This window comes from Actinoplanes sp. NPDC051851, assembly GCF_040681165.1.
Classification (GTDB): Bacteria; Actinomycetota; Actinomycetes; order Mycobacteriales; family Micromonosporaceae; genus Actinoplanes.
In genome coordinates this window covers 1-26,705 of sequence record NZ_JBFAYF010000088.1, presented here as the reverse complement: position 1 = coordinate 26,705, position 26,705 = coordinate 1, and the positions used below count along the sequence as shown (strand labels likewise).

The 26,705-nt window shown below is 70.9% G+C and carries 33 protein-coding genes; 18 read left to right on the top strand and 15 right to left on the bottom strand.

Annotation, left to right across the window (positions count from 1 at the left end; genetic code table 11):
* The first annotated feature begins 141 nt into the window (after positions 1–141).
* Together AB0M08_RS43340 and AB0M08_RS43335 are read left to right on the top strand one after the other, a co-directional pair.
* A complete protein-coding gene (locus AB0M08_RS43340) occupies positions 142–696 on the top strand; it encodes a DUF2087 domain-containing protein (RefSeq protein WP_364506866.1) in 555 nt (184 codons plus the stop codon).
* Positions 697–763: 67 nt separating this feature from the next.
* On the top strand, positions 764–1,645 hold the full coding sequence (locus AB0M08_RS43335; protein ID WP_364506863.1) for a helix-turn-helix transcriptional regulator: 882 nt from the start codon (positions 764–766) through the stop codon (positions 1,643–1,645).
* A 3-nt stretch (positions 1,646–1,648) separates the two neighbouring features.
* On the opposite strand, the gene AB0M08_RS43330 is transcribed toward AB0M08_RS43335, so the two are convergent.
* The gene (locus AB0M08_RS43330; protein ID WP_364506860.1) at positions 1,649–2,569 is read right to left on the bottom strand and encodes a LysR family transcriptional regulator; all 921 of its coding nucleotides are present in this window, start codon (positions 2,567–2,569) and stop codon (positions 1,649–1,651) included.
* A 110-nt stretch (positions 2,570–2,679) separates the two neighbouring features.
* Between AB0M08_RS43330 and AB0M08_RS43325 the strand changes: the two genes are divergently transcribed.
* From AB0M08_RS43325 to AB0M08_RS43305, 5 genes are all read left to right on the top strand, one after another.
* Entirely contained in the window at positions 2,680–3,810 is a 1,131-nt protein-coding gene (locus AB0M08_RS43325) for an FAD-dependent monooxygenase (protein WP_364506858.1), read from the top strand.
* A gap of 11 nt (positions 3,811–3,821) precedes the next feature.
* On the top strand, positions 3,822–4,766 hold the full coding sequence (locus AB0M08_RS43320) for a VOC family protein (RefSeq protein WP_364506855.1): 945 nt from the start codon (positions 3,822–3,824) through the stop codon (positions 4,764–4,766).
* A gap of 67 nt (positions 4,767–4,833) precedes the next feature.
* Entirely contained in the window at positions 4,834–5,709 is an 876-nt protein-coding gene (locus AB0M08_RS43315) for a fumarylacetoacetate hydrolase family protein (protein ID WP_364506852.1), read from the top strand.
* The gene (locus tag AB0M08_RS43310; protein WP_364506849.1) at positions 5,710–6,846 is read left to right on the top strand and encodes an alpha/beta fold hydrolase; all 1,137 of its coding nucleotides are present in this window, start codon (positions 5,710–5,712) and stop codon (positions 6,844–6,846) included.
* Positions 6,843–7,808 (top strand): cyclase family protein, encoded by a 966-nt coding sequence (locus AB0M08_RS43305; RefSeq protein ID WP_364506846.1) that lies wholly within the window; start codon positions 6,843–6,845, stop codon positions 7,806–7,808. Before AB0M08_RS43310 ends, AB0M08_RS43305 begins: the two co-directional genes overlap by 4 nt.
* A gap of 47 nt (positions 7,809–7,855) precedes the next feature.
* On the opposite strand, the gene AB0M08_RS43300 is transcribed toward AB0M08_RS43305, so the two are convergent.
* Positions 7,856–8,230 carry a VOC family protein gene (locus AB0M08_RS43300; protein ID WP_364506844.1) on the bottom strand — a complete coding sequence of 125 codons (375 nt, stop codon included), beginning with the start codon at positions 8,228–8,230 and terminating at the stop codon, positions 7,856–7,858.
* Positions 8,231–8,421: 191 nt separating this feature from the next.
* Between AB0M08_RS43300 and AB0M08_RS43295 the strand changes: the two genes are divergently transcribed.
* From AB0M08_RS43295 to AB0M08_RS43285, 3 genes are read left to right on the top strand one after another with little or no spacing between them, the layout of a single operon-like run.
* On the top strand, positions 8,422–8,856 hold the full coding sequence (locus tag AB0M08_RS43295) for a YbaB/EbfC family nucleoid-associated protein (protein ID WP_364506841.1): 435 nt from the start codon (positions 8,422–8,424) through the stop codon (positions 8,854–8,856).
* Complete coding sequence (locus AB0M08_RS43290) at positions 8,853–9,185, top strand: hypothetical protein (protein WP_364506839.1); 333 nt, start codon at positions 8,853–8,855, stop codon at positions 9,183–9,185. Before AB0M08_RS43295 ends, AB0M08_RS43290 begins: the two co-directional genes overlap by 4 nt.
* Positions 9,182–9,676: a hypothetical protein gene (locus AB0M08_RS43285; protein ID WP_364506836.1), complete on the top strand. Its 495-nt coding sequence runs from the start codon at positions 9,182–9,184 to the stop codon at positions 9,674–9,676. The genes AB0M08_RS43290 and AB0M08_RS43285 overlap by 4 nt, the downstream gene beginning before the upstream one ends.
* Before the next feature lie 6 nt (positions 9,677–9,682).
* Here AB0M08_RS43285 and AB0M08_RS43280 read toward each other — a convergent pair whose 3' ends face one another.
* The 5 genes from AB0M08_RS43280 to AB0M08_RS43260 form a co-directional block, all read right to left on the bottom strand.
* A complete protein-coding gene (locus AB0M08_RS43280) occupies positions 9,683–10,081 on the bottom strand; it encodes a hypothetical protein (protein WP_364506834.1) in 399 nt (132 codons plus the stop codon).
* A gap of 11 nt (positions 10,082–10,092) precedes the next feature.
* Positions 10,093–10,488 carry an EndoU domain-containing protein gene (locus tag AB0M08_RS43275; RefSeq protein ID WP_364506831.1) on the bottom strand — a complete coding sequence of 132 codons (396 nt, stop codon included), beginning with the start codon at positions 10,486–10,488 and terminating at the stop codon, positions 10,093–10,095.
* Between the two features lie 132 nt (positions 10,489–10,620).
* Positions 10,621–10,818 carry a hypothetical protein gene (locus AB0M08_RS43270; protein ID WP_364506828.1) on the bottom strand — a complete coding sequence of 66 codons (198 nt, stop codon included), beginning with the start codon at positions 10,816–10,818 and terminating at the stop codon, positions 10,621–10,623.
* 14 nt (positions 10,819–10,832) lie between these two features.
* Entirely contained in the window at positions 10,833–11,309 is a 477-nt protein-coding gene (locus AB0M08_RS43265) for a hypothetical protein (protein WP_364506825.1), read from the bottom strand.
* Positions 11,272–12,129, bottom strand: a complete 858-nt coding sequence (locus tag AB0M08_RS43260) for a reverse transcriptase domain-containing protein (RefSeq protein WP_364506823.1) — start codon at positions 12,127–12,129, stop codon at positions 11,272–11,274. The genes AB0M08_RS43265 and AB0M08_RS43260 overlap by 38 nt, the downstream gene beginning before the upstream one ends.
* Positions 12,130–12,278: 149 nt before the next feature.
* Here AB0M08_RS43260 and AB0M08_RS43255 point away from each other — a divergent pair, with 149 nt between their 5' ends.
* The 3 genes from AB0M08_RS43255 to AB0M08_RS43245 all read left to right on the top strand — a co-directional run bounded on the left by AB0M08_RS43255 (position 12,279) and on the right by AB0M08_RS43245 (position 15,212).
* Entirely contained in the window at positions 12,279–12,593 is a 315-nt protein-coding gene (locus tag AB0M08_RS43255; protein WP_364506820.1) for a DUF3817 domain-containing protein, read from the top strand.
* A gap of 143 nt (positions 12,594–12,736) precedes the next feature.
* Positions 12,737–12,964 (top strand): hypothetical protein, encoded by a 228-nt coding sequence (locus AB0M08_RS43250; RefSeq protein WP_364506817.1) that lies wholly within the window; start codon positions 12,737–12,739, stop codon positions 12,962–12,964.
* 13 nt (positions 12,965–12,977) lie between these two features.
* Positions 12,978–15,212, top strand: a complete 2,235-nt coding sequence (locus AB0M08_RS43245; protein WP_364506814.1) for a PAS domain S-box protein — start codon at positions 12,978–12,980, stop codon at positions 15,210–15,212.
* A gap of 279 nt (positions 15,213–15,491) precedes the next feature.
* Here the strand turns inward: AB0M08_RS43245 and AB0M08_RS43240 are convergent, their stop codons facing one another.
* From AB0M08_RS43240 to AB0M08_RS43225, 4 genes are all read right to left on the bottom strand, one after another.
* Positions 15,492–15,752 (bottom strand): hypothetical protein, encoded by a 261-nt coding sequence (locus AB0M08_RS43240; RefSeq protein WP_364506811.1) that lies wholly within the window; start codon positions 15,750–15,752, stop codon positions 15,492–15,494.
* A 441-nt stretch (positions 15,753–16,193) separates the two neighbouring features.
* Positions 16,194–17,405: an MFS transporter gene (locus tag AB0M08_RS43235; protein ID WP_364506808.1), complete on the bottom strand. Its 1,212-nt coding sequence runs from the start codon at positions 17,403–17,405 to the stop codon at positions 16,194–16,196.
* A gap of 18 nt (positions 17,406–17,423) precedes the next feature.
* Positions 17,424–17,960 carry a TetR family transcriptional regulator gene (locus AB0M08_RS43230; protein ID WP_364506805.1) on the bottom strand — a complete coding sequence of 179 codons (537 nt, stop codon included), beginning with the start codon at positions 17,958–17,960 and terminating at the stop codon, positions 17,424–17,426.
* Positions 17,953–18,513 carry a sugar O-acetyltransferase gene (locus AB0M08_RS43225; protein ID WP_364506802.1) on the bottom strand — a complete coding sequence of 187 codons (561 nt, stop codon included), beginning with the start codon at positions 18,511–18,513 and terminating at the stop codon, positions 17,953–17,955. The genes AB0M08_RS43230 and AB0M08_RS43225 overlap by 8 nt, the downstream gene beginning before the upstream one ends.
* 64 nt (positions 18,514–18,577) lie before the next feature.
* Between AB0M08_RS43225 and AB0M08_RS43220 the strand changes: the two genes are divergently transcribed.
* Together AB0M08_RS43220 and AB0M08_RS43215 are read left to right on the top strand one after the other, a co-directional pair.
* Positions 18,578–19,219: a CGNR zinc finger domain-containing protein gene (locus AB0M08_RS43220; protein ID WP_364506800.1), complete on the top strand. Its 642-nt coding sequence runs from the start codon at positions 18,578–18,580 to the stop codon at positions 19,217–19,219.
* Positions 19,220–19,227: 8 nt separating this feature from the next.
* Positions 19,228–20,466 carry an MFS transporter gene (locus AB0M08_RS43215; RefSeq protein ID WP_364506799.1) on the top strand — a complete coding sequence of 413 codons (1,239 nt, stop codon included), beginning with the start codon at positions 19,228–19,230 and terminating at the stop codon, positions 20,464–20,466.
* Here the strand turns inward: AB0M08_RS43215 and AB0M08_RS43210 are convergent.
* Entirely contained in the window at positions 20,351–20,857 is a 507-nt protein-coding gene (locus AB0M08_RS43210) for a hypothetical protein (protein WP_364506797.1), read from the bottom strand. The two genes, AB0M08_RS43215 and AB0M08_RS43210, sit on opposite strands and share 116 nt — an antisense overlap.
* A 198-nt stretch (positions 20,858–21,055) precedes the next feature.
* On the opposite strand from AB0M08_RS43210, the gene AB0M08_RS43205 reads away from it, so the two are divergent.
* Positions 21,056–22,045 carry a malate dehydrogenase gene (locus tag AB0M08_RS43205; RefSeq protein WP_364506795.1) on the top strand — a complete coding sequence of 330 codons (990 nt, stop codon included), beginning with the start codon at positions 21,056–21,058 and terminating at the stop codon, positions 22,043–22,045.
* 63 nt (positions 22,046–22,108) lie between these two features.
* Here AB0M08_RS43205 and AB0M08_RS43200 read toward each other — a convergent pair whose 3' ends face one another.
* Complete coding sequence (locus AB0M08_RS43200) at positions 22,109–22,450, bottom strand: cupin domain-containing protein (protein ID WP_364506792.1); 342 nt, start codon at positions 22,448–22,450, stop codon at positions 22,109–22,111.
* A 144-nt stretch (positions 22,451–22,594) separates the two neighbouring features.
* Between AB0M08_RS43200 and AB0M08_RS43195 the strand changes: the two genes are divergently transcribed.
* Both AB0M08_RS43195 and AB0M08_RS43190 read left to right on the top strand, forming a co-directional pair.
* On the top strand, positions 22,595–23,635 hold the full coding sequence (locus AB0M08_RS43195) for a sporulation protein (protein WP_364506789.1): 1,041 nt from the start codon (positions 22,595–22,597) through the stop codon (positions 23,633–23,635).
* Positions 23,636–23,824: 189 nt separating this feature from the next.
* Positions 23,825–24,718 carry a TauD/TfdA family dioxygenase gene (locus tag AB0M08_RS43190; RefSeq protein WP_364506786.1) on the top strand — a complete coding sequence of 298 codons (894 nt, stop codon included), beginning with the start codon at positions 23,825–23,827 and terminating at the stop codon, positions 24,716–24,718.
* Positions 24,719–24,861: 143 nt separating this feature from the next.
* Here AB0M08_RS43190 and AB0M08_RS43185 read toward each other — a convergent pair whose 3' ends face one another.
* Both AB0M08_RS43185 and AB0M08_RS43180 read right to left on the bottom strand, forming a co-directional pair.
* Positions 24,862–25,665 (bottom strand): class I SAM-dependent methyltransferase, encoded by an 804-nt coding sequence (locus AB0M08_RS43185; RefSeq protein ID WP_364506784.1) that lies wholly within the window; start codon positions 25,663–25,665, stop codon positions 24,862–24,864.
* Between the two features lie 27 nt (positions 25,666–25,692).
* Complete coding sequence (locus AB0M08_RS43180; RefSeq protein WP_364506781.1) at positions 25,693–26,292, bottom strand: hypothetical protein; 600 nt, start codon at positions 26,290–26,292, stop codon at positions 25,693–25,695.
* Positions 26,293–26,705 lie beyond the last annotated feature (413 nt).

Here is a 26,705-nt window from a genome sequence, read left to right as displayed (position 1 = left end):
GACAAGTGCGGCAGCAACACCCGCAGAAGATCCACTCCGGACACCGGATGGATCTACCATCGACCGGCAGCGATCACCAACTTTGTGACAGAGCCGAAAATTCGGGTGCACCGGGCGCCGGTTCGCCCCTACGTTGCGGGGATGCCCGCTGAAGCCACCCGCGCCGCCGAACTCCTCACCCAGCTCTCCAACCCCGCCCGCCTGCGCGCCTTCGCCGAACTGGTCCGCCGTGGCAAGGAAGGCTCCACACTCGCCGAGATGTCCTTCCTCCTGGAGATCACCAAGCCTGAGGCCGGCGAGGCCCTGGGCCGCCTCACCGGCCTCGGCCTGGCGTCGGGCACCGGCGACGGCGTGTACCGGGCCAAGCCCGAGGTGCTCCGCGAGGCCGCTCAGGCGCTCGTCGCCACCCAGCCGATCTCGCCGTTGCTCAGGGAGTATCCACAGCTCAAGAGCTTTTTCGCGTACGGCAGGTTGACGTCCCTACCGCCGACGATGAGCGAGCGGTACCAGCAGATCGCGGAGCTGCTGGCGCGGTTCCTCGCGGTGGACGGGCTGCTGACCGAGGACGAGGTCAACCGCCGGCTGGCGGCGATCGCGGACGACGTGGCCGCGGTGCGCCGGATGCTGGTGGAGACGGGGTGGCTGGAGCGGGACCGGGCCGGGTCGACGTACGGGGCGGGGCGCAGCCTGCCGTAGCGGATCGGCGGAACGGGGTAACGGCAGTGCCTCCCTCGGGCCCGGGGCGGCTGCCTAGCCTGGGAGGATGGACACGCGCAGCGAGATCCGCGACTTCCTCACCGCCCGCCGGGCGCGGATCACCCCGGAGCAGGCGGGATTGCCGGCGTACGGCACCCGCCGGGTGGCCGGCCTGCGCCGTGGCGAGGTGGCGATGCTGGCCGGTGTGAGCGTGGAGTACTACACCCGCCTGGAACGCGGCAACCTCTCCGGCGTCTCCGACAGTGTCCTGGAGGCCCTGGCCCGTGCCCTGCGCCTCGACGACCTGGAGCGGGCGCACCTGCACGGCCTCGCTCGCTTGTCCGGGAACGGTCATACCCGTACGCGCCGCCGCGCCCCGGGCCCCGAGGTTCGCCCCACCGTCCGGCGGCTCCTCGACGCGATGACCGAGGTCCCGGCCTTCGTCCGCAACGACCGCTTCGAGATCCTCGCCGCGAACGCCCTGGCCCGGGCCCTGTACGCGCCGATCTTCGCGGCCCCGTACCAGCCGCCGTGCACCGCCCGCTTCATCTTCCTCAGCCCCGAGGCGCACACCTTCTACCCCCGCTGGGAGCAGGTCGCCCGCGACGCCGTCGGCGCCCTGCGCGTCGCGACCGGCCGCAATCCCGACGACCAGGGCCTGATGAGCCTGATCGGCGAGCTCTCCATGCGCAGCGATGCCTTCCGTACGTGGTGGGCCGAGCAGAACGTCTACCGCCACTCGGCCGGCGTCAAGCTCTTCCGCCACCCGGCGGTCGGCGATCTGGAGCTCAACCACGAGTCGATGGAGCTGGCGGCCGACGAGGGCCTGACGATGGTCACGTACACGGCCCCACCCGGCACCCCGGCCGCCGACGGCCTCCGCCTGCTGGCCAGCTGGTCCGCGACCGAGCGGACCGCCACGCTCCCCGCACACTCCGACGTGGAGTAGGTCTCACCGGCGGAGCGGTGTGGCGGCTTCCAGGAGCACGTCGCGGAGCCAGGCGTGGGCCGGGTCGTTGCGGTACATCGGGTTCCACCAGAACGCCTCGGCGACCGGGACCACGTCGAAGGGGCAGGGCAGGACCCGTACCCCGGCGACCGGGGCGAGCAGGTTCGCGAGGCGTTCCTGGAGCAGCGCGATCCGGCGGGTGCCGGCCACCAGGAACGGGAGCTGGACGAAGCCGTCGACCACCACGTCCACCCGGGCCTCGACGCCGAGCATCCGGAGCTGGCGTACGGCGGGCGCGAACGCGGTCGGCCGGTCGTAGTAGACGACCCACGGGAGCTCGCCGAGCTTCTCCAGGGTGAGCGGGTCCCCGACGTCGTGGCCGGCGTCGACGATGCAGACCCAGCGGTCCTCGTAGAGGTCCAGATAGGGCAGTTCGGTGACGAAGCCGTGCGGGATGACCAGGCCGTCGGCGGTGCGCAGGGTCTCGGCGGCGTGGTCGACGGCGTACTGGGTGGTCTGTTCCAGGCGGAGCCGGACGCCGGGGGCGAGCGTGGCGAGCCGCTGCGACACGAGCGGCATCAGGATCGCGGCCGCGTAGTCCGAGACGACCAGGGTGACCTCGCGGTCCAGACGGGACGGATCGAAGTCGGCGGTGGAGTCGAAGACCCGGCGGACGCCGGCCAGCGCGGGGCCGGTCAGCACGGCGACCCGGGCGGCGAGCGGGGTGAGTTCGTACCGGTTGCCGACCCGGGTGAGCAGCGGGTCGCCGAAGTGCCGCCGGAGCCGGGCGAGCGCGCCGCTGGCCGCGGGCTGGCTGACGCCGAGCCGTTCCGCCGTACGCGTCACGTTCCGCTCCCGCAGCAGCGCGTCGAGCGTGACCAGGAGGTTCAGATCGAGGTTGGCCAGTACCCGGTCCATCGTCATGGGCCGACTATAAGCCTGGGTGATGGCGGGCATCACCAAGTCGAGCTTCCGCAATACCCCGAGGTCGCGCGAGAGTGGTCCCCATCACACGAAACAGGAGGGAAACCGCCGTGCCAGCAGTTCGTAATGTTCTGGTCGTCGGTGGGGGCGCCGCCGGTGCCGCCGCGGCGATCCTGCTCGCCGAGGGTGGCGTCGCGGTCGACCTCATCGACCTCAAGCCCGACGTCTCCGCGCTCGGTTCCGGGATCACCCTGCAGGGCAACGCGCTGCGTGTGCTGCGGCAGCTGGGTGTCTGGGACCAGGTCCGCGCCGAGGGCTACGCGTTCGACACGCTCGGCCTGCGCGCCCCGGACCCGGCGGGCACGCTGATCGCCGAGCTCACCGACATCCGCACCGGCGGCGTGGACCTGCCCGCCACGATGGGCATGTACCGCCCGGCGCTCGCCAAGATCCTGATCAAGCGCGCCGGCGACGCCGGGGTGAACGTCCGGTTCGGCACCCGGCCGGCGTCGCTCTCCCAGGACGGCGACGCGGTCACGGTCGGCTTCAGCGACGGCACCACCGGCACGTACGACCTGGTGATCGGCGCGGACGGGCTGCGCTCGTGGACCCGCCGGGCGATCGGGATCGACGCCGAGCCGCAGCCGGTCGGGATGGGCATCTGGCGGACCTTCACCCGGCGCCCGGCGAGCGTGACCCGGACCGACCTCTTCTACGGCGGGCCCGCGTACATCGCCGGGTACTGCCCGACCGGGGAGGACAGCATCTACGCGTACCTGGTCGAGGGCGTGCAGGACCGGGCCGGCCTGAGCCCGGAGGAAGCCCTCGCCACCATGCGAGAGCTCTCGCAGGCGTACCACGGGCCGTGGGACGAGATCCGCGAGACGCTGACCGACCCGAGCCGGGTGAACTACACCGCGTTCGAGAGCCACGTGATCGACGGGCCCTGGCACCGGGGCCGGGTCGTGGTGATCGGCGACGCGGCGCACAGCTGCCCGCCCACCCTGGCTCAGGGCGCCGCACAGGCCCTGGAGGACGCGTCCGTCCTCGCCGAACTGCTGCTCCGCGACGCCGCCGTGACCGAGGAGCTCTGGGCCGAGTTCACCGGCCGCCGGCTGAACCGGGCGACGGAGGTCGTCGAGGCCTCGCTGCAACTGACCCGCTGGCTCCTGGCCCACGAGCGCGGCGACGTGCCCGGCCTGATGGGCCGCATCGCGCACCTCGTCGAACAGCCCGCCTGAGAGGACCTGACATGAGCGACGACGAACGACTCATCACCCACCTGCGGCACGTCGACCTCGCGGTGCCCGACTACGACCGGCAGCTGGAGTTCTACACCACCATGTGGGGCCTGGACGCCGAGACCACCGACGAGGGCATCGCGTTCCTCGCCGCGGCCGGCTCGCCGGAGCAGTACTCCGTGCGCCTGCGCAAGGCCGCCGAGAAGCGCCTCGACCTGATCGCCTTCGGTGCGGCGGACCGGGCGGACGTGGATGCCCTCGCCGAGCGCCTCGGCCGGGCCGGGGTGACGCTGGTCGGCGAGCCGGGCACGCTGCAGACGCCGGGCGGCGGGTACGGGTTCCGCTTCTTCGACGTCGACGGCCGTACCGTGGAAGTCTCCTGTGACGTGGCCGTCCGGCAGCACCGCAAGCTCGAGGAGGGTGAGGCCGTCCCGGTCAAGCTCTCGCACGTGGTGATCAACTCGCCGAACCCGGAGGCGACCGTCGCCTTCTACGACCGGCACCTGAACTTCGCGCTCTCGGACACCCTGATGCACCCGCGGATGGGCGAGATGATGTGGTTCATGCGGACCAACCGCTGGCACCACAGCCTGGCGATCGCCCGGGGGCCGCACGTCGCGCTGCACCACGCGTCGTTCGAGATGCGCGGCATCGACGAGTACATGCGGGGGACCGGCCGGCTGCTGCGCGGCGGGGTGGAGAAGGTGTGGGGGCCGGGCCGGCACATGGCCGGGAACAACACCTTCAGCTACTTCCTCGACCCGCACGGGAACACCATCGAGTACACCACCGAGCTGGAGCTGCTCGACGAGGACACGTGGCACCCGCACCTGTACGACTTCTCCGACCCGGCCGTGAGTGATCAGTGGGGGACGGCGAACCCGATGAACGAGTTCGTCGCCAAGCAGTCCTTCAACGATGTTGACCGCGGCATCTTCGTCGCGCCTCCGGTGTGAGGAACCCGTGAAGATCGTGACTTTCCGGTACGGAGACCGCATCACGACGGGCGTGTACCGAGATGAGATGATATTTCCGTTCAAGGAGCAGCGTGCTGCCCTGAGCATCGTCGAACTCGGGCTGGACCGGGCGCGCGAACTCGAGCTGGCGGAGCCCGTACCGGAAACGGACGTTGCTCTGAAGGCTCCTCTGCAACCGACGTCGATCCGGGATTTCGTGGCCTTCGAGGAGCACGTCGAGGGCGTCCGGAAGAGCATCGACGGTTCGGCGGGCGTCCCCGGGGCCTGGTACGACGCCCCGACCTTCTACTTCACCAACCCGCACCGCCTCTACGGACCGGGCGACGAGATCCCGTTCCCGGCCGCGTCGGTCGCCCGCGACTTCGAGCTCGAGGTCGCGGCGGTCGCCGGCCCGGACGAGACGATCTTCGGCTACACGATCTTCAACGACTTCTCGGCGCGGGACCTGCAGAGCCGGGAGATGAAGGTCAGCCTGGGCCCGGCCAAGGGCAAGGACTTCGCCACCAGCATCGGCCCGTGGATCGTCACCGCGGACGAGCTGGACGTCCACAAGGACGAGGACGGTTTCCTGGACCTGTGGTGCGTCGCGGAGGTGAACGGCGCCGAGGTCGGGCGGGACCTGCTCGGCAACATGGGCTGGACCTTCGAGACCATGCTCGCCTACGCCGCCCGGGACAGCGCGGTCCGCCCCGGTGACCTGCTCGGATCCGGGACCGTCGGCAACGGCGGCTGCCTGGCCGAGCTGTGGGGGCGCAACGGGAGGCAGGACCCGCCTCCGCTGAAGGACGGCGACACCGTGACGCTCACCGTCGAGGGCATCGGCAGCCTGACCAATACCGTTATCTCGGGACAAACCCGGCCGGAGATCGCGCCGGTCCGGCGCCGCGATCACGCCCGCGCGCGTACAGAAAGGCAGCTCTGAATGTTCGAGTACTTCCCCGGCAACTACGTCTGGAACCTGGGCGTGGTCGCCACCCTGAACAGCGGCGGCCTGATCGACGAGGTGGACCGGGCCTGCCGCCCGATCCGCGAGCTCGGCGCGCAGGGCGCCGACGTCGGGACGAAGGAGTTCATGGCGTCCTGGGCCGCGGTCGCCGAGGACCTGGCGACGCAGGCCGCCGCCGACGAGGCGGCGGGGCACCTGCGGACGGCCGGGCAGAAGTACCTGCGCGCGACCAACTACCTGGCGCAGGCCGAGCGGATGCAGAGCGCCAGGCAGCCGGACCGGAACGTCTTCTACCGCCGCTGCCTGGAGCTCCAGCAGAAGGCGTTCGACCTGATCGACCCCGCCACGGTCCGCGTCGAGATCCCGTTCGAGGGGACGACGCTCCCGGCGTACTTCACGAAGGCCGCCTCACACGCCCCCGTGATCATCCTGTTCAACGGGCTGGACTCCACCAAGGAGCACATGTACTCCTCGGGCTTCTCCCAGGAGCTGGCCGCCCGGGGCGTCTCGACGCTGATGGTCGACTGCCCCGGCAGTGGTGAGGCGCTGCGCCTGCAGGGACTGACCAGCCGGGTGGAGAGCGAGGATTGGGCCACGGCCTGCGTCGACTACCTGCTGACCAGGGACGACGTCGTCGCCGAGAAGATCGGCCTGGTCGGCTGGTCGCTCGGCGGCTACTACGCGCCACGGGCCGCCGCGTTCGAGAAGCGGCTCGCGCTCTGCGTGGCGTGGGGTGCCAACCACGACTGGGGCGCGGTGCAGAAGCGCCGGCTGGAGCGCGAGGGGGAGAACCCGGTCCCGCACTACTGGGACCACGTGCTCTGGGTCTGGGGCGAGTCCGACGTCGACACCTTCATCACGAAGGCCGCGGCGGTCAACCTGGACGGCGTGGTCGAGAAGATCACCGTGCCGTTCCTGATCGCCCACGGGGAGAACGACCGGCAGATCCCCCTGGAGTACGCCCACCGATCGTATGAGCAGGCGGTCAACGCCCCGCGCCGCGACCTGCGGATCTTCACCAAGGAGGAGGGCGGGGCCGAGCACATCGGGCTCGACCACTTCGCGCACGTCCAGACCTACATCGCCGACTGGATCACGGACGTGTTCCAGTGATCGACCGGACCGATCCCGAGGGCGCCATCGCCGACGCGGTCAAGCGCTGCTCCAACTGGGGCCGCTGGGGCGAGGACGACGTCCGGGGCACGATGAACTTCCTGACGCCCGACAAGCGCGTGCAGGGCGCCGCCCTGATCCGGCGCGGCGTCACGTTCTCGCTCTCCCAGTCGTTCGACGCCGACGGGCCGCAGAAGGGCTGGCGCCGCCGCACCAACCCGGTGCACACCATGCTGGACACCGGCACCGACGCGGTCACCGGCGTGCAGGGCTTCCCGCACGGCATCGGCGGTGCCGACGACGTGATCGCCATGCCGCTGCAGTGCTCCACCCAGTGGGACGGCCTCGGCCACATCTTCGACCACGGGCACGCGTGGAACGGCCGCCCCGCCGAGAAGGTGGTCACCAGCCTCGGCGACCTGGTCACCGGCATCGAGACGGTCGCGTCGGTGATCGCCGGCCGGGGCGTCCTGCTCGACGTGGGCCGGGCGCTGGGCGTCGACGGCGAACTGCCCGACGGCTTCGCCGTCACCGAGGAGCACCTGCGGGCCACCATCGCCGCGCAGGGCCCCAGCTCCGAGGTGGGCCGCGGCGACATCGTCCTGGTACGCACCGGCCAGCTCTCCCGGGTCCGCCGCGAGGGCTGGGGCGACTACGCGGGCGGTCCCGCGCCGGGCCTCTCCTTCACCACCGCGGACTGGCTGCACCGGACCGAGATCGCCGCGATCGCGACCGACACCTGGGGTTTCGAGGTCCGCCCGAACGAGTTCGACGAGGCCTTCCAGCCCCTGCACCAGGTTGCCATCCCGCACATCGGCCTCTTCCTCGGCGAGATGTGGGACCCGGACGAGCTGGCCGCGGACTGCGCCGCCGACGGCGTCTACGACTTCTGGCTGACCGCCGCCCCGCTCCCGATCACCGGCGCGGTCGGCAGCCCGGTCAACCCGATCGCCGTCAAATGAGAGGTGCGTGCGGGGCAGGCTTCGGCCCTCCCCGCACGCCTCCTTCTCTAGAGGTACGGCTTGGTGATCAGCTCGATCGCGTGACCCGCGGGATCCTTGAAGTAGACGCCGCGCCCACCGTGGTTGTGGTTGATCTCCCCGGCCCGGTGCATCTGCGGATCGGCCCAGTGCGTGACACCCCGGTCGCAGAGCCGCTGGTAGGCCCGGTCGAAGAGCTCGTCGTCGATGAGCAGCGCGTAATGCTGCATCTGGATCTCCACGGGGGGCTCCGCGAACTGCAGCAGCGTCCCGTCGTCCAGCTGGATGTTGGTGAACGGCCCCCAGGAGGGCGCCGCCTCGATCTCGAGCAGCTCCCGGTAGAACCGGGCCGACTCCTCGCGATCCTTAGCGGCGATGATGGTGTGGTTGAAACTGACTGCCATGGATGGTGTGCCTTTCGGTCGGGTCTGCACGGGGGACTCGTCGCATCGACGACCCCTGGCGGCCCACGGGCACTCAGCGATCCACCGGATCGCCGTTCCGTGCATGGCTGCGCGCCGGTCCGGTGTTCACGCCGTAGACCCTACTCGATGCCTGCCGATCGGCGGAGCGCGTTTCTGACAGGATGCTTCGCATGACGACTACACCCGACCCTTCCGGCATCACGCGGATGCTCGCCGATGTCACGGCGGCGCTCGGCACCTTCCAAGCCGGCGGCGGTTCCCCGTCCGGCGAGGAGCGGGAGCCGATCACGGGCACGGGCGAGGCGCTCGACGGCGCGATCGTGGTGACCGCCGAGGTGCCGGGCCGCATCACCGGCCTGGAGTTCCGCCCGGCCGTGATGCGGATGGACTCGGCGGCGCTCGCCGAGGAGACCATGGCCGCCGTCAACGCGGCCCTCACCGACCTGCGCGAGAGGGTGGGAGCCGCGGCCACCCCCGGCGTCTCGTTCGACGCACTCTCCGGTCAGCTCAAGGAGATCCAGCAGACCGCCACTCAGCGGCTCACCGCGTTCACCGAGTCGCTCGCCGAGGCGCAGGCGCGGATCTCGGAGCAGGGCCGCCGATGAGCTCGGGCGGACTGACGATCGACCCGGAGGGCCTCGACGCCTCGGGGCAGAGTCTGCAGGGTGTCGCCGAGCGGTTCGGTGCCGCGCTGGCGACGTTCCAGGCAGAGATCGCGAGCTTCGGCCAGCCCTGGGGCGCGGACGACATCGGCTCGCTGATCGGTGCGGCGCACGACGAGGTCTCGGCGGCCGCGTACGAGTGCTACCAGGGCGTGATCGACGAGATGGCAGCAGCCGGCGCCGATCTGTCCGGAATGGCGGCGACCTACCAGGCGCTCGAGGACGCCATCGGGCAACACATGGACACGTTGCGCTCGGGGCTCGACTCGTGAGCCTGCAGCTGCCCGGCGAACTGGTGTCGCTGCTTGGCATCCTCGGCTACGACTGGCCGCTCGCCGACGAGGACACGCTCTTCGAGATGGGCCAGAGCTGGATCACCTTCTCTGCGGCCGTCAGCGACATCGTCGCCGAGGCAGGTTCGGCCGCGGGAGCGGTCTGGGCCGGCAATATCGGTCAGGACATCAGCGCATTTCAGAAGTGGTGGACCAGCGAGGACGGCCCTGCACCAGTGCTGTCCGACGGCGCCACCGCCGCGGTCCTGACCGGCACCGGGCTGATCATCTGCGGCGCCATCGTGCTCGCGCTGAAGGTGCTCGTGATCGTCCAGCTGACGATCCTCGCCATCGAGATCGCTCAGGCTCTCGGCACAGCCGGCGTGACTTTCGGAGCATCCCTGCTGGAGATCCCCGTCTTCCAGCAACTCGCCCGGGAGATCGTCGGCAACCTCATCCAAGAGGTGATCTTCGACCTGATGGACGCGTGATCTCGATCAGAGGAGACTGCCGCGCCGCGGGTGCGTACGGCCGTTGTCCCGTTCCCAGGCGAGGACGGCGGTGTCGGTGTCCTGCGGCCCGGCGATGAATCGCCAGTAGTCGTCCACCACTGGGCGCACCTCATCGAGGGAGTACTCGGCCTTCTGTGCTGGCAGGTAGTCGTTCTGGAGTTGGAGCCCCTTCACGGAGAGGATGCCGGAGAACGCGTTGCCTTCCCACTCCTCCTCCGTCGGGCGGCCCGTCCCGAGGTCGGCGAGGTCGGCGAGGAGGTCGAGGCATCCGGAGAGGCTGGCCTGGATGTCTCCGGTGAGCCAGAGCCCGAGGACCGTGAACCGCTTGTCGGCCCGGTAATCGACCAGCCCGCGCTCGTTCAGATGGAACGAGATTCCCGCCATGGTGTCCTTCCTCAGGGTTTGAGCACCGGGTAACCGTGCTTCAGGTCGCCGGTCTCCACATCATAGAACCCGGACAGATCGACGCCCCTGAAGCTGCCCTGCCATCGCCCCGTTTCGGGATCCTTCGTCGCTCCTTCGCGGAAGGCGCGGTCCACGGCGTTGTCGACCTGCTCCGGAGTCCAGTGGTCGGGGAAGAAGGTGCTCTTACCGCGTTTCTGTTTCCATTCGCCGGTGCTGCGGTTCTGCATCGCGACCTCGCCCTCGTACACCCCGGTGCGCTGGTCGCGTCTGGTCACCTTGATCAGTTTGGCGCCCGGCGGGTCGATGCCATCGGGCCGGTGATGGAAGCCGGCGGACCTGCCGTCCCGCTCGCCGACCAGGGTGTGGCGCAGCCGCTCGGTCGACATCCGACTGCCTCGGCCGCCGTGCTTCTCCGTTCGGCGAGCCTCGCGGAGATGTTCCAGAGCGTTCCGGATGTATCGCCGTGCTCCGCGGCTCCGTTTACTCATCTGTCAGATGCTGTCGGTGGGAGAGCGCGGTCACCGACCGACTGTAGTCGATGCTTGTCGGCCTGCCCGTTTCGTGGGTCGGTCGGCGGGGCGGCCCCAGCCGTCGCATTCGTCGGAGGGCTCGGGTTCGATCAGGTCGAGGAGGTCGGGGCCCGCATGGCCGGTGTCGACCGTGTCGCCGATCAGGCCGAGCAGCGCGGCGCAGTTGCGGCCGTAGCCCTGGACCATGCGGTCGACCCGGGTCAGATGGCCGCAGCGCAGGCAGGGCCGCATCCGGCCGGCTGCTTGGCGGGTTTGCCGCGATGCAGGTAGGGGGCGCACTTGGTCTTGATCACGTCCAGCGGGACGCGTAGCGCGACCTGCCCGTTCACCGATCGCCGGCGTCGGGTGGTCTTGCTGTCGTTGTGCTGGACGGTGATCTCGTAGCCGAGGAACCGGGCCGCGCCGGTGCGGGCGTGGGTGATCAGCGTCTTGCCCGCTGACAGTTCCAGCTTGAGGTCCTCACGCAGGAACCTGGTCAGCCGCTGTTTGATCTCCTCGGCCTCGTGCTTGGGTCCGGCGAACCCGAGCAGATGATCGTCCGCGTAACGGACATATCGCAGTCGCCGGTAGCCCGGATCGTTCGGATCCGCGCTGGGCAGGCTGCGCATCTGCTGCCGCAGCTTGCGGGCCTCGGCCCGGTTACCGCGACGGCGGGCCGTGGCCAGCCGGGTCTGCATCCTGATGTATGCCGGGTTCCGTGCCCGGCTTTCTCCCCGCGTGTAGTCGGGGATGAGAACCTTCTCGACGAAGCTGTCCAGCTTGTGCAGATAGACGCTGGACAAGATCGGGGACGCCACCCCACCTTGTGGTGCGCCGGACAGCGTGGCACCCCATTTTCCAGTCCTCCAGGTATCCGGCTGTGAGCATGTTGCGCACCAGCCGCAGGAACCGGTTGTCGTGGATCTTCTCCGCCAAGGTTTCGATCATGATGTCGTGATCGAGGCTGCCGAAGCAGTCGGCGATGTTGCCCTCAACGAACCAGGCCGTTCCGGTCCAGGTGTCGGCCACCTCCCGCAACGCGGCATGACAGCCTCGGCCGGGCCGGAACCCGTGGGACCGCTCGGAGAAGGACGGCTCGTAGTACGCCTCCAACAACAGGCGCACCACCTCACCGACCAGCTTGTCCGACCAGGTCGGCAATCCCGGCGGACGGGTTTTCCCGTTCTTCTTCGGGATATGGACCCGCCGTACGGGGCGGAATCGATAGCGCTCGTGGCGCATCGCATCGATGATGCGTTCGATCTTCCGCAGGGACATGCCGTCCACGGTTTCCTGCGTAACCCCGGGTGTCATCGCGCCGTGGTTGGCATAGATGGGCCCGTAGGCCAGACTGCCGCGCCGTGGGTGCGTACGGCCGTTGTCCCGCTCCAGGCGAGGACGGCGGTGTCGGCTGGCCTGGATGTCTCTGGTGAGCCAGAGCCCGAGGACCGTGAACCGCTTGTCGGCCCGGTAATCGACCAGCCCGCGCTCGTTCAGATGGAACGAGATTCCCGCCATGGTGTCCTTCCTCAGGGTTTGAGCACCGGGTAACCGTGCCTCAGGTCGCCGGTCTCCACTGGCGCCGCCGTGAGGGTCCCGGCTGCCAGGAAACACTCAACTTCGGGTGCCTAGCGTTCCAGAGAGTCGATCTCTGGGAGGGGTGGCGGGTGCAAGCGTTCCGGGTGTTCCGGCTGACCGCGATCGCCGAGGCGTTCTCGTGGACGGGTCTGCTGGTGGGCATGTATCTCAAGCATGTCACGCACACCACCGACGCCGGTGTCTGGCTCTTCGGGCGGGTGCACGGCGCGCTCTTCGTCGCCTACCTGGTGGCCACGGTCTGGGTCGCCCGTACCGAGCGCTGGTCCTTCTGGCGCACCGGCTTCGCCCTGCTCTCCTCGATCCCGCCGCTGACCACTCTGATCTTCGAGCGCTGGGTGTCCTCGCGGCGCCCAGCGGTGGAGCCGGCGTCCGCCACGGCCTGACTCCACCTCCGGGGAAGGGGCGCGCCCGCCAGCGCGCCCCTTCCCCCTTTGACCTTGCGGTTGAACCTGTTATCGGGTTGTAGAGGTTCGAGCGTTTCCTGACAGCCGGAACGGGGGACGGTGCCGGTGAACATAATGGTCCGATGGAGCGGATGCGGCCCTGCCGGCGATGCGGGCACCTGACCAGGGTCGACCGCATGGTGCAGGGCTACGGGCGGAACTGCGCCGCGCTGCTCGGCCTGATCGGCGGCACGGTCGACACCGGGCACGCCGGGCCGGACCTGCTCGACCTGATCGAGGTGGAGCCGGAGGACGAGTGTGACGGCGGGGACCGTCCGGCGGATAAACCCCGCATAGGCGAAAGAAAGTAAATATCCTGACTTAATGGGAGACCTCACCGAGCTCCTCGTCGACAACGCGCCGGACGCGATCATCGTGACCCGGGGGGACGGCACCGTCACGATGGCCAACCTCCGCGCCCACGAGATGTTCGGCTACCCGCCCGGCGGGCTCGTCGGGCTCCCGGTCGACATCCTGGTCCCCGAGGACGCCCGGCCACGGCACCCGCGGCACCGGGCCGTCTACGCCTCCGGCGAGCACCCGCCGCTGCGCCGGACGCCGCTGCGCGGGCTCCGCCTGGACGGCACCACGTTCGCCGTCGAGATCTCCCTCGCCGCGGTGGCCGAGGGCGACCAGACGTACGTGACCGCGGTGCTGCGCGACGACACCGCCCAGCGGGAGTCGTCCCGGGTCCGCGCCCTGCTCGCCTCGATCGTCCAGTCCTCGCACGACGCGATCGTCACCACCGACCTGGACGGCCGGGTGCTCTCCTGGAACCCCGGCGCCGAACTGCTCTACGGCCATCCCGCCGCCGACATGATCGGCCGCTCGATCGACGCGATCATCCCGGCCGACCGGCGTGGGGAGGAGGAGCGGATCCGGACGCTGGTCCGGCTCGGCGGCCGGGTCGACCGGTACCGTGCCACCCGGGTCACCGCGACCGGCCAGGTCATCGTGGTGAACACGCTGATCTCCCCGCTGCTCGACGAGCGCGGCACGCTCTTCGGCACCACCACGACCGCCCGCGACGTCAGCGACCGGGAACGCGCCGAGTCCCGGGTCCAGGCGGTCCTCGACGCGGCGCCGGACGCCCTGCTCGGCCTGGACGAATCCGGTCAGGTGGTGCTGGTCAACGCGGCGGCCGAGCGGCTCTTCGGCCATCCCACCCAGGACCTGATCGGCATGCCGGCCGACCGGCTGCTGCCGGACGGGTTCCCGGCCGCGGCGAAGGACGCCGAGCAGCACTGGGCGAAGCGCCGGGCGGTCCGCAACGACGGCACCGAGCTCCCGGTCGACATCGCCTCCAGCGCGCTGCACACCGACACCGGCGTGGTGATCGTCGCCGCCGTACGCGACATCACCGACCGGCTGGCCGCCGAGGCCGAGCGCCGCCGGCTGCGCGAGGAGACCGACCGGCAGAAGCTGGAGGCCCGGATGCAGCAGGCCCAGCGCCTGGAGAGCCTGGGCCAGCTGGCCGGTGGCATCGCGCACGACTTCAACAACCTGCTCGCGGTGATCCTGAACTACGCCTCGTTCATCATCGAGGACGCCACCGGCACCCCGGCCGCCAGCGACGCCGAGCAGATCGCCCGGGCCGCCCGCCGCGGCAGCGACCTCACCCACCAGCTGCTCGCCTTCGCCCGCCGCGAGGTGATCCGTCCCCGCCCGCTGGACCTCAACGCGGTGGTCACCGAGGTGCACCAGATGCTCGACCGGTCGCTCGGCGAGCACATCACGCTGACCGTGCGCACCACCGCCGCGCTGCCCTCCGTGATGGCCGATCCCGGTCAGATGGAGCAGGTGCTGGTCAACCTCGCGGTCAACGCCCGGGACGCGATGCCCACCGGCGGCCGGCTGACCGTCGACACCGCCGAGGTCCGCGTCGACGAGGACCACCCCGCCGGTCTCAGCCCCGGCCGCTACCTGCGGTTACGCGTCTCCGACACGGGTACCGGCATGCCCCGCGAGGTGATCGACAAGGCGTTCGAGCCGTTCTTCACCACCAAGCCCAGCGGTCAGGGCACCGGACTCGGGCTGGCCACCGTCTACGGCATCGTCACGCAGGCCGGCGGCACCGTGCAGATCTACTCCGAGCCCGGCATCGGCACCACGTTCACCATCCTGCTGCCGGTCACCGACGTGCGCGCCCAGTCCACCGCCGCCGAGGAGACCACGTCCGGACTCTCCGGCGAGGGCGCCACGGTCCTGGTCGTCGAGGACGAGGACGCGCTGCGCGAGGTCACCTGCCGCATCCTGCGCCGCGCCGGCTACACGGTCCTGGCCGCGAACGGCGGCGCCGAGGCCCTCCGCCTGGCCGCGGACCACCCGATCGACGTCCTGCTCACCGACGTGATCATGCCGGAGATGCTGGGCAAGAGCCTCGCCGACCAGGTCACCACGCGCTACCCCGGCACCCGGGTCCTCTTCATGTCCGGTTACGCCCAGCCGGTCCTGACCACCCACGGCACGCTGGCCGCCGACGTCCACCTCCTGGAGAAGCCCTTCACCAGCGCCGAACTCCTCCGGGCCCTCCACGACGAACTACAGACAAGACCCTGAAAAACCTCTTCCCGGGTACGCCCGTCCGCGCACCCCGGCACCGCCCCGCTCGTCGCGTACCCACCGCGATCCCACCGGAACTCCCCGTGCACGGGGTTCGTCGTCGTGAGCCCGTTCCACCGGGACCTCCCGCGCGCGGGGCCACCGTCGTGAGACCGCCGTGTAACCGGCCGCCCGTTTCACTCGGGTCACGAAGCACATCACGACTCTGGTACCGGTGTTCGCGCTCCTGCCGACGGGGTGCACGCCCACCACGGAGGACCCGGACGTGGCGACCGCTCAGGGGCGGGGCAGCGCGTCGCCGACCGCGAGCCTGTCCGATAACGACAAGATGATCGCGTACCCGCGGTGCATGCGGGCGAACGGCGTACCGATGCAGGACCCGAAGCAGGAGGAGAACGGCGACGGGGCCCGGATCGACGAGGAGGTGGCCCCGGAGACGATGGCGAAGGCCACCGAGGCGTGCCGCTCCCTCGACCCCGGTGCCCGGACGATCGACAGCCCGAGCCCCAGCCCGTCTGCCCCGTCTGCCCCTGCCACCCCTGTCGTCCCTAATGTTCCGTTTCCACCCGCTGGCCTTCCGGGGCGTGTGCGGCGGCGCGAGGCACCCCGGAGCACCAGCCAGAAGCCGACGACGGTTCGCGGGGCACGCCACGCACGATGTCGGCTGTTCGCCAGGGGTGTTCCGTCGCGTTGCATGGACTGTCGGTGCGCGGTCCGGGCGGCGTGAGCACACGAACGGCGCGGGCCGGGCCGCAGGTGCGCACGATCAACCCGGAACGGGGGTGGTGGGCGCACACCATCCGTGTTCGTGTAGCCGTGCAGCCGTCGGAGGGGCGCCGGAAGGACACGGGCGGCGATCGTGGATTCCCGCCGCCCGCGGGGTGCCGCCGGGCGTGCTGCGCACGGTTTTGGCTGGTCCTCGCGGGTGTGCCGGCGTGCGGGAGACACCCCTCAGCGCCGGCCGACCGGGGGAGGGCGTCAGGTGTGGTTGAGGAGGGTGCGGGAGAGGGCGGCGGTGAGGAGGCCGGCCAGGACGACCGTGAGCAGGCCGATGCGGAGGCTGGTCAGGTCGGCGATGAGGCCGACCAGGGGTGGGGAGAGCAGGAAGCCGCCGCGGAGCAGCCAGCTGACGATGGTGAGGCCGGTGCCGGGGGTCAGGCCGGGGAGCTCGTCGGCGGTGTGCATGGCGGCCGGGACCAGGGTGGCGGTGCCGACGCCGGCCAGGGCGAAACCGGCCAGCGCGGTCGGCAGCGACGGGACCGCGAGCGCCAGGCCCATGCCGGCGGCGGCGATCAGGCCGCCGGCACGGACCACGGTGCGCTGACCGAAACGGTCGACGGCGCGGTCACCGGTGAGGCGGCCGATCGTCATCGCCACCTGCAGGGTGACCACGGCGAGTCCGGCGGTCGCGGCGCCGGTGTGCAGCTCGTCGGTGAAGAAGAGGGCGCCCCACGAGGAGCCGGCGTCCTCGACCAGCGCGCCGCACGCCGCGAGTACGCCCAGCGCGGCGATCATCCCGAGCGCGGCGTGCCCGAAGGGCCGGCGGCGGGTGCCGGGGGCTTCCCGGCGTACGGGGGAAGCGGACGTTGACCTTTCGGCGTCCTCCGGGCCGGACAGCAGGAAGGGGTAGGCGATCAGGGCGACCGCGCTGAAGACGGTCGCGGAGATCAGCAGGTGGACGCCGAGGGAGAGGTGCAGGCCCGCGGCGGCGGAGCCCATCAGGCCGCCGAGTACCGCGCCGATGCTCCAGACGCCGTGCAGGGAGTTGACGATCGAACGGCCGTAGGCGCGCTGGACCCGCAGGCCGTGTGCGTTCTGGGCGACGTCGACGATCGCGTCGAGCGCGCCGACCACGAAGAGCACCGCGGCGAGGGTGGGCCAGTTCGGCGCGAGCGGTACGGCCAGCGTGGCGATCGCGGTGAGGACGATGCCGAACGAGGCCACCCGTGCCGACCCGAACCGGCGGACCGCGGCACCGGCGAGCAGACCGGCGAGCAGCGCGCCGGTGGGGAAGGCCGCGATCGCGGTGCCGAGGAGCGCGTTGCTGAGGCCGAGGTCCGCCTTGATCTGCGGATACCGGGGTACGACGTTGAAGAAGACGGCCCCGTTGGTGAGGAAGAGCGCGGCGACGGCGATCCGGGCGAGCCGCAGCTGCCGGCTCGGTGCCGGGAGGGTGGCGGAGGAGGACACGGTGTAGCTCCGGGTGGATCAGCGCAGGTACCGCTCGACGGCGTGCCGGACCTGCTCGGGGGTCATCGGGTCGGTGGAGAGGGCGCTGTGCAGGACCAGTCCCTCGATCAGAGCGTCCACCTCGCGTGCCGTGGTCGGGTCGAAGTGCTGCTCCAGGGCCCGGCGGCTGCGCTGCATCCAGGCCTGGGTGACCTTACGCAACGCCGGATCGCGGGCCGCGGCGACGTAGAGCTCGACCGCCAGCAGGATGTCGCCCGGCGAGCCCGCCAGGTCCACGACGGCGTCGATCGCCTCCTCGCGGGTGCGGGCGGCGGCCAGGCGGCGGTCGAAGTGGTCGGCGGCGGCGTTCGCGTGCCGGGTGAACGCCTCGGCCAGGACCTCGTTCATCGAGGTGAAGTGGTAGGTCATCGAGCCCAGCGGCACGTCGGCGACCCGGGCGATCTCCCGGTGGGTGGTGGCCGCGACGCCCTTCTCGGCGATCACCCGGAGCGCGGCGTCGATCAGGCGGTCGCGGCGGCCCGGGTCGTGGCGACGCCGCCGGGGAGCGTCACTCATCGTCGAGCGTACGCACCACGCGTGCCGGGTTCCCCACCGCGACCACGTTCGCCGGCAGGTCCCGGGTGACCACCGCGCCCGCCCCGACCACGGTGTTCTCGCCGATCGTGACACCGGGCAGGACGATCGCGCCGCTGCCCAGCCAGACGTTGTCCCCGATCACGATGGGCTTGGCGGCCTCCCACTTCTCCCGGCGCGGACCGGGCTCCAGGGGATGGGTCGGGGTCATCAGCTGGACGTTGGTGCCGATCAGCACGTCCTCGCCGATGGTGATCGGCGCGACGTCGAGGGCGACCAGCCCGAAGTTCGCGAAGGTGCGGGCGCCGATCCGGAGGTGGCTGCCGTAGTCCACCCGCAGCGGCGGCCGGATCTCGACGCCCTCGCCGACCTCGCCGAGCAGTTCGGTCAGCAGCTCCCGGCGGCGTCCGGGGTCGCGGGCCGAGGTGGTGTTGTACGCGTCCATCAGGTCCTGGGCACGCAGCATCGCCTCGCCCAGCTCCGGGTCGTCCGCGAGGTAGAGCTCACCGGCGAGCATTCGTTCGCGCATGTTCATGTGTACGAGCGTACATAAGAAAGTGAGCTACCGATGTTGAACGGCAAAGGGGTAGCATCGACCTGTGTCCATCGATGTCGCGACCCTGCCCCTGGTCGGCGGTCACGCCGCGCTCGATCTTGTCAACACGGTGACGCCGCGGGTGGCCGTTCGCGGCGAGACTCCCCGGGACCACCTGGCCGTCCCGGAGGACCTGCTGGTCTGGAGCCGCCGGGCCGGGCTGACCCTCTCGGGGGAGGAGGCGGCGATCCGGGCCGCCTGGCACGCCGATCCGGGCGCCGCGCCCGCGGCGCTGGAGGCCGTCCGGGAGATCCGGGAGGCGCTGCACGATGCCCTCACGGGAGCCGGCCGATCCGGCGTCGCCCTCGATCGGCTGCATCTTCGCTGGTCGGCGGCGACAGCCCGGGCGCGGCTGGCGCTGGACAAGGGACGGCCGGTGGTACGCGTCGGCGAGGTGCCCGCCCACGCCGTGCCGGACCGGGCCGCCGACGCCGCCGTCGCGCTGATCCGCACCGCCGACCTGACCGCGCTGCGCCGCTGCCCGGTGGAGCTCGGCGGGTGCGGCTGGCTCTTCCTCGACCTCAGCCGCAACCGGACCCGCCGCTGGTGCCGGATGGCCGACTGCGGCACCACCGCCAAGTCCCACCGTCTCACCGAGCGCCGCCGCGCCGCCCGCGCCGAAGGGCTACCTGTCAGCGGCGATTAGGAGGAAGCATGCTGAGCCGAACCCGCCGGGTCGGGGCGCTGGCCGCCCTCTCCGCCGCCGCGTTCGCCTACGTCACCACCGAGACCATGCCGATCGGCCTGCTCCTCCCGATCGCCGGCGACCTCCGGGTCACCCCGGCCGCCGTCGGCCAGCTCGTCACCGGGTACGGGCTGGTCGTCGTGGTCGCCACCGTCCCGCTCACCTACGCGACCCGCCGCCTGCCGCGCCGCCCGCTGATGACCGCGCTGCTCGCTGTCTTCACCGTGGCCACGGTCCTGGCCGCGCTCGCGCCCGGCTACTCCGCACTGCTCGCCACCCGGGTGCTGACCGCGCTCAGCCAGTCGGTCTTCTGGGCGATCGTCACGCCGATCGCGGCCTCGCTCTTCCCGATCGCGGTCCGCGGCCGGATCCTGGCGGTGGTCGCCGGGAGCGGCCCGCTCGCCGCGATCCTCGGCGTCCCGGCCGGCGCCTGGCTCGGCCAGCACACCGGATGGCGCACCGTCTTCCTGGCGCTCGCCGTGCTCCCGGCGCTGACCGTGCCCGCCGTCGCGCTGCTGCTGCCCGCCGGTTCCGCGGCCGCCCCGGTCGGCGCCCGTGGCGAGAGCCCGGACCCGCGGCGGTACGCCCTCCTGCTGGTCACCACGGTCCTCGGCGCGCTGGGGGCGTTCACGGCGTTCACGTACGTCACGCCGTTCCTGATCGAGACGGCCGGCTTCAGCGCGGCGGCGCTCGGCCCGCTGCTGCTGGTCCGCGGCCTGGCCGGGATCGCCGGGTTGGCGCTGGGCGGCTGGCTCACCGACCGCAGCCCGGTCGCCGCGATGGTGGTCCCCGCCGCGATCCAGGCCGTCTCGCTGCTCGCCCTCTTCCTGGTCCCGGGCGTGCCGGTGCTCGCCGTGATCCTGGTCGGTGCCGGTGGCCTGGCCCTCGCGGCGCTGATGACGGCCCTCGGCGCGCGGGTGCTGCAGACCGCGCCGGGCAGTCAGGACCTGGCCGGCGCCGGCTCCTCCACGGCGGTCAACATCGGCATCACCGGGGGTGCGCTCGGCGGCGCTCTCACTCTCTCCGCTTTCGGCGTACGTTCCACCGCCCTCGTCGCGGGCGTCCTCAGCCTGGCCGCCGTCGCCGCGGCGCTCAGCGAACCGCTGTTGCGCTCGCATCCGGCCGCCAGGCGTGCCCGTCCTGGGCCGACCGCAGGATGCCCAGACACGAGCAGCACGCCAGCAGCCCGGACAGGATCAGCAGGATGACCGCCAGGGCCAGGCCCGGGTACCTCTGCGGCGGCGTGCCCAGCGCCCCGCGCATGAACGCCAGCAGCGGGGCGCGGTACTCCAGCTCGGTGGTCTGCCCGGGTAGCGCCACCACGCTGGTCTCCGCGACGCCTATCCGGGGCGGCAGGAGATAGGGCACGTGGACGTGCACGTGGTGCTCGCCGAGCGCGACCGGCGTGGTGACCCGGCCCCACACGGCCGGGACCGGGAGCCCGTCGATCTCCAGCACCGGGGTGAAGAGCGCGAGCAGGAACGCGATCGGCGAGTACCGCAGGGTCACCGCGATGGTCGCGCCGCCGCTGCCGCGCCCGGTGTCGAGCGGCGGGAAGCCGGGGAGGAAGGGCCGACGGGGCGGCGCGTCGATGGCCAACGCTGCACCTTTCGGGAGTCCGCCGAAGCAGGATACCCCCGGTGCGCGGAGTTTTCACGTCCTATGTGGAGGGATCTCCGGGAGCCTGCTCTTCCGCCCCGCAGGTCACAGAGGTACCCATCCGCGTCATCGCCCCGTAACCATAGGTCTAGAGTCCGGATCGGGTGCCGAACCAGCCTCAACCTCGGGAGACAAACCATGACTAAGACTCCGGTCACCGTCACCGTGACGGGCGCCGCGGGCCAGATCGGCTACGCGCTGCTGTTCCGCATCGCCTCCGGTCAGCTGCTCGGTGCGGACGTGCCGGTACGCCTGCGCCTGCTGGAGATCCCCCAGGCGGCCCGCGCCGCCGAGGGCACCGCGCTGGAGCTGGACGACTGCGCCTTCCCGCTGCTCGCCGGCGTCGACGTGTTCGACGACCCGAAGGCCGCGTTCGACGGCGTCAACGTCGCGCTGCTGGTCGGCGCCCGCCCGCGGACCAAGGGGATGGAGCGCGGCGACCTGCTGGAGGCGAACGGCGGCATCTTCGGGCCGCAGGGTGCCGCGATCAACGCGGGTGCGGCGGCCGACGTCCGCGTGCTCGTGGTCGGCAACCCGGCCAACACCAACGCGCTCATCGCCCAGCAGCACGCGCCGGACGTCCCGGCCGACCGCTTCACCGCGATGACCCGCCTCGACCACAACCGCGCGCTCGCCCAGCTCGCCAAGAAGCTGCAGGTGCCGGTCGCCGAGCTGCGCAAGGTCACCATCTGGGGCAACCACTCCGCCACGCAGTACCCGGACGTCTTCCACGCCGAGGCGGCCGGCAAGGCCGTCAAGGACCTGGTCGACCAGGCCTGGCTCGCCGACGAGTTCATCCCGCGGGTGGCCAAGCGCGGCGCCGAGATCATCGAGGTCCGGGGCGCGTCCTCCGCCGCCTCCGCCGCGTCGGCCGCGATCGACCACGTGCACACCTGGGTCAACGGCACCCGTGAGGGCGACTGGACCTCGGCCGCGATCGTCTCCGACGGCTCCTACGGCGTCCCGGCCGGCCTGATCTCCTCGTTCCCGGTCGTCAGCAAGGACGGCGCGTGGGAGATCGTCCAGGGCCTGGAGATCAGCGACTTCTCCCGCACCCGGATCGACGCCTCGGTGGCCGAGCTCCAGGAGGAGCGCACCGCCGTGCAGGGCCTCGGCCTGATCAAGTAGTTCTCTCGTCGCGGTCCGAGGGTCTCTCACCCTCGGACCGCTTCCTTTCCGGTACGCCGTACGTCAGGCGCCGGTCACGTAGAGCTTGCGCAACGGCTCCGTGACGGTCCAGATCGTCTTCGTGCCCGCCTCGAGCCGGACCAGGTCGCCGGCGCCGATCTCGTGGGTACCGCCGTCGGTCTCGATGGTCGCCTTCCCGGCCAGCACCAGGAACGCCTCCTCGGCCTCCACGTCACGGACCGCGCCCACGCTCATCTCCCAGACCCCGACCTCGACGCCCAGGTTCTCCAGGGCGATCACCGAGGTGGCACCGGTGCTCGGCGCGCCGGCGACCGTCACCTCTTCGGGGGATTCCTCATGCGTGACAGCGATGTCGGCGAGGCGATGTATGACGACTGGATCCATGCGTTGCACCCTACTTCTACCCTCGACTACAAGATCGCAAGGCGCCGGTTTTCAGGGTTCGTACAGCTCGCGTTGCTAGTTTTCCAAGGGTGCGGGCGGCTAGTGCCTCGCGTGTCATGACCGCAGTCGAAGCAGGAGAAGAACGTGGTCTTCAAGAAGTTGCTGGGCGCGATCGGGGTCGGCGGGCCGAGCGTCGACACCGTGCTCTCCAACCCGAGCACGTATCCGGGCGCACCCCTGACCGGTCAGGTCAACCTGGTCGGCGGCACCCAGGACGCCGACATCGAGTACATCACCCTCGCGCTGGTCACCCGGATGGAGGTGGAGGGCGGCGGCGGTGACTACTCGGCGACCGGCGACTTCTACCGCATCACGGTGTCCGGCCCGATGCGGCTGCACGCCGGCCAGCAGATGCAGATCCCGTTCCGGATCGAGATGCCCTGGGAGACGCCGATCACCACGGCGTACGGGCAGCCGCTGCGCGGCATGGTGATGGGCGTGCGCACCGAGGTGTCGATCGCCCGGGCGCTGGACAAGGGCGACCTCGACCCGGTCTACGTCCACCCGCTGCCGATCCAGCAGAAGATCCTGGACGCGTTCAACCAGCTCGGCTTCCGCTTCAAGTCCGCCGACCTGGAGCACGGCCAGATCTACGGCGTACACCAGACGCTCCCGTTCTACCAGGAGATCGAGTACTGGCCCGCCGCGCAGTACGCGCACAGCGTCAACGAGGTCGAGCTGACGTTCGTGACCAGCCCGCACTCGGTCGAGGTGGTGCTGGAGTTCGACAAGCGTGGCGGCATGTTCCACAGCGGCCAGGACACGTACGGCCGGTACACCGTGTCACACGCCGACGCGGAGACCACCGACTGGCGTTCGGTCGTCGACGGCTGGGTCCGCCAGGCGGTCGATCACCACAAGTCCCGTCCGGGCTACGGCGCGCCGGGCCACGGGGCGTACGGCGCTCCGGGCTACCCGCCGCCGGGTTACGGCCACGGCGCTCCGGCGTACGGCCACGGCGGTCACGGTGGCGGCTACGGGCACCACGGGCACTACCGCGGTGGTGGGCACGGCCACGGCTCCGGGATGGGCGGCGCGGTCCTCGGTGCGGTCGGCGGTCTCGCCGCGGGCTACCTGGTCGGCGAGGCGATCGAAGAGGTCTTCGAGGACTTCGGCGACGACTGATCTCCGGTGAGGCTTGAAGGGCGGGGGCGCGTGGGGCGCTCCCGCCCTTCGGCGTTCCCCGGCCCGGTTCGCGTCCGGTCCCGTCCCGCTTCCTGATCGATGCTTGATATCCCACTGTTTCCATGGGAAAAATGTGGGAGTTGGGTGTGCTTCCCGCCCGGTTCACCCCATTTCAGGAGGGACTCTCTCATGACGACCATCCGCCGGATCGGTGGCCGCATCGGCGCCGAGGTCCTGGACGTCGACCTCTCCCAGCCCATCGGCGAGGAGCTGTCCCGCGACCTCGACAGCCTGCTCGTCGAGCACAAGGTGCTGGTCTTCCGCGGCCAGGAGCTCGACGACGACGCACACGTGCGGTTCGCCTCCACGCTCGGGCCGCTCACCACCGCGCACCCGACCGTGCCGTCCGTCGAGGGACAGTCCAACGTGCTCCAGGTGGCCGGCGGGGAGGGCGCCCGCGCCAACACCTGGCACACCGACGTCACCTTCGTGATCGCCCCGCCCAAGGCCACCGTCCTGCGCAGCCTGGTCATTCCCCCGTACGGCGGTGACACGCTCTTCGCGAACACCGCCACCGCGTACACCGACCTGCCCGAGCACCTGCGCGCGCTCGCCGACCGGCTCTGGGCGGTGCACAGCAACGAGTACGACTACGCCGAGCACCCGCAGTTCCACAGCGCCGAGGTCGACGAGTACCAGAAGGTCTTCACGTCGACCCGCTACAGCACGGCCCACCCGGTGGTGCGGGTCAACCCCGACTCCGGGGTGCCGAACCTCTTCATCGGCGGGTTCACCAACGGGCTCGTGGGGCTGTCGCGTACCGAGTCCCGCGACCTCCTCCGGCTCCTGCAGGCGTACGTGACCCGCCCGGAGAACACCCTGCGCCACAGCTGGAAGGTCGGCGACGTGGTGGTCTGGGACAACCGCAGCACTCAGCACTACGCGGTCGACGACTACGGCACCCTGGACCGCAGACTGCACCGCGTGACGGTCTCCGGGGACGTGCCCTACTCCCTGGACGGCACCAAGAGCTACATCATCGAGGGCGACGAGGCCGCGCACTACACCGCGCCGCAGTCCTGACCGTCCGCCCCGGAAGTTCTCACCGCCCGCCTGTGCGCCGCAGTCCTGCCTGATCGCGTGCCCGCGTGCCCGCGTGCCCGCGTGCTGGATCGTGTGCCCGCGTGCCGGATCGCGTGCCCGCGCGCCGGATCGCGGCGTGCGGGTCAGCGGCGGTGGGCCAGGCGGAGCTCGGAGAGGTAGCGCTTGGTGATGCGGCCGCCGGGCACGCGGTCGATCAGGGTGCGGAGGTCGGCGAGCAGCCCGGTGCGCAGGTCCTCGCGGAGGGCCCGGTGACCGGAATAGGTCAGCAGGACATCGATGTACTCGTCGGCGGTGTAGGTGATGTCGCGCTCGAAGCGGTGGAAGACCGGCGGGGTGAAGCGGTCGCCCAGGTCCTCGGGGTCGTGCGGGATCGCACTCGACGGCTGGAGGCGCAGGCCGGGCGTGGTGCCGGGGTCCCAGCGCTCGTAGCACTCCTGTGCCGCGGCGAAGAAGTCCACCGTGCCGCCGAGGACGTGCTCGGTGGTGACGGTGGCGAGCAGCCCGCCGGGCCGGAGCGCGTCGGCGGCCCGGCCGACCCGGATCTCCGGGTCGATCCAGTGGAAGGACGTCGCGGCGACGACGATGTCGAACGGCTCGACGGGCAGCGGCCAGGTCTCGAAGTCCGCGTTGATGATCTGAGCGGTGCCGGTGGTGCCGGTGGTGCCGGTGGTGCCGGTGGTGCCGGTGGTGCCGGTCGTGCCGGTCGTGCGGCGGGCGAGGGCGGCGAGGTCGGGGCCGAGCTCGATGGCGGTGACCTGGTGTCCGCGAGCGATCAGGTCACGGGTGGCCTGGCCGGTGCCGCAGCCGATCTCCAGGATCCGGGCCGGTGGGCCGAGCTCGTCGAAGAGGGCGGGCGGGTAGCCGGGGCGGGCGCGGTGGTAGCGCTCCGCGTCCTCGTCGAACGTACGGCGCAGCAGTTCGTGCACTCTCCCCGGACCTCCCGGTCTCGATCGTCAGACCTCCTGGGTCTGGCGCCTCGCCTCGTGGACGTCGGCGATCAGCCGGTCCCAATCCGGATCCGGGCGGAACCGCGCCATCGGGAGGGTGTCCCGGCTGCGTGCCTCCGAATACTCCCACCAGGCGGCCACCCGGACCGGCCACAGACCGACCCGCGTCGCGCCGGCCAGGAAGCAGCGGTGCGCCAGCAGGGTCGCCGACAGGATCTCAGGATCCAGCTCCAGGTCCGGGTCGTCCACCGCTTTTCCGAGGGCGCGGACGTCCCGGTGCATCTCCGAGTACGCCAGGAAGGTCGGCATCGCGGGGATCAGCGGCTCGTCCTCCGGGATCACCATGTCGGCGGCGTACGCCGGGGTGAAGACCATGTCGTCGGTGGTGACGATCAGCGGCAGGGACTCGTGCCCGCGCCGGAGGTCCACCTGTACGGCCGGGGCGCCGGTCGGCACGTGCACCCAGTCGGCGTCGAGGACGTCCCGGAAGGCGATCTCGGCGGTGTCACCGATCGCCGGGACGTGCACGGTGACCAGCCCGGGCCCGGCGGTCACCACGGTGCCGGGCACCTCCTGGAGGAGCTGGGCGAGGTCATGAGTGCGCATGCTGCTGGTTATACGCCGTTCGCGCTCGTCAGGGGTTCTCCCTGTTTGAGGATTTAGGGGGATATTCCCGTGTGACGCCCGTCTCAGCGACCCGATTTGGTGTTGCGAGGGCCGGGGAGTAGTGTTGTCCGAGCCGCCAGGGAGACGGGCGAGCGAGCGGGACTCGAAAGAGGCCCGGCGCGGCCGTCCTGGAGGAAATCCTAGTCAAGATCTCACGATCTAGCATCGTGTGTTCTGGCGTGGGGTGCCACTCATTGTTTTCGAATTGCTGAGTCTGCGTGTGCGAAAAACGCGGATTTGACGAAACGAAAACGGCGGGTAAAGTAGAGCGAGTGCCCCGGGGAACGGGCCGCGGAAATGCGGATCGTTCGAAGGTGTGCGGTTGTTCTTTGAGAACTCAACAGGGTGCTTGA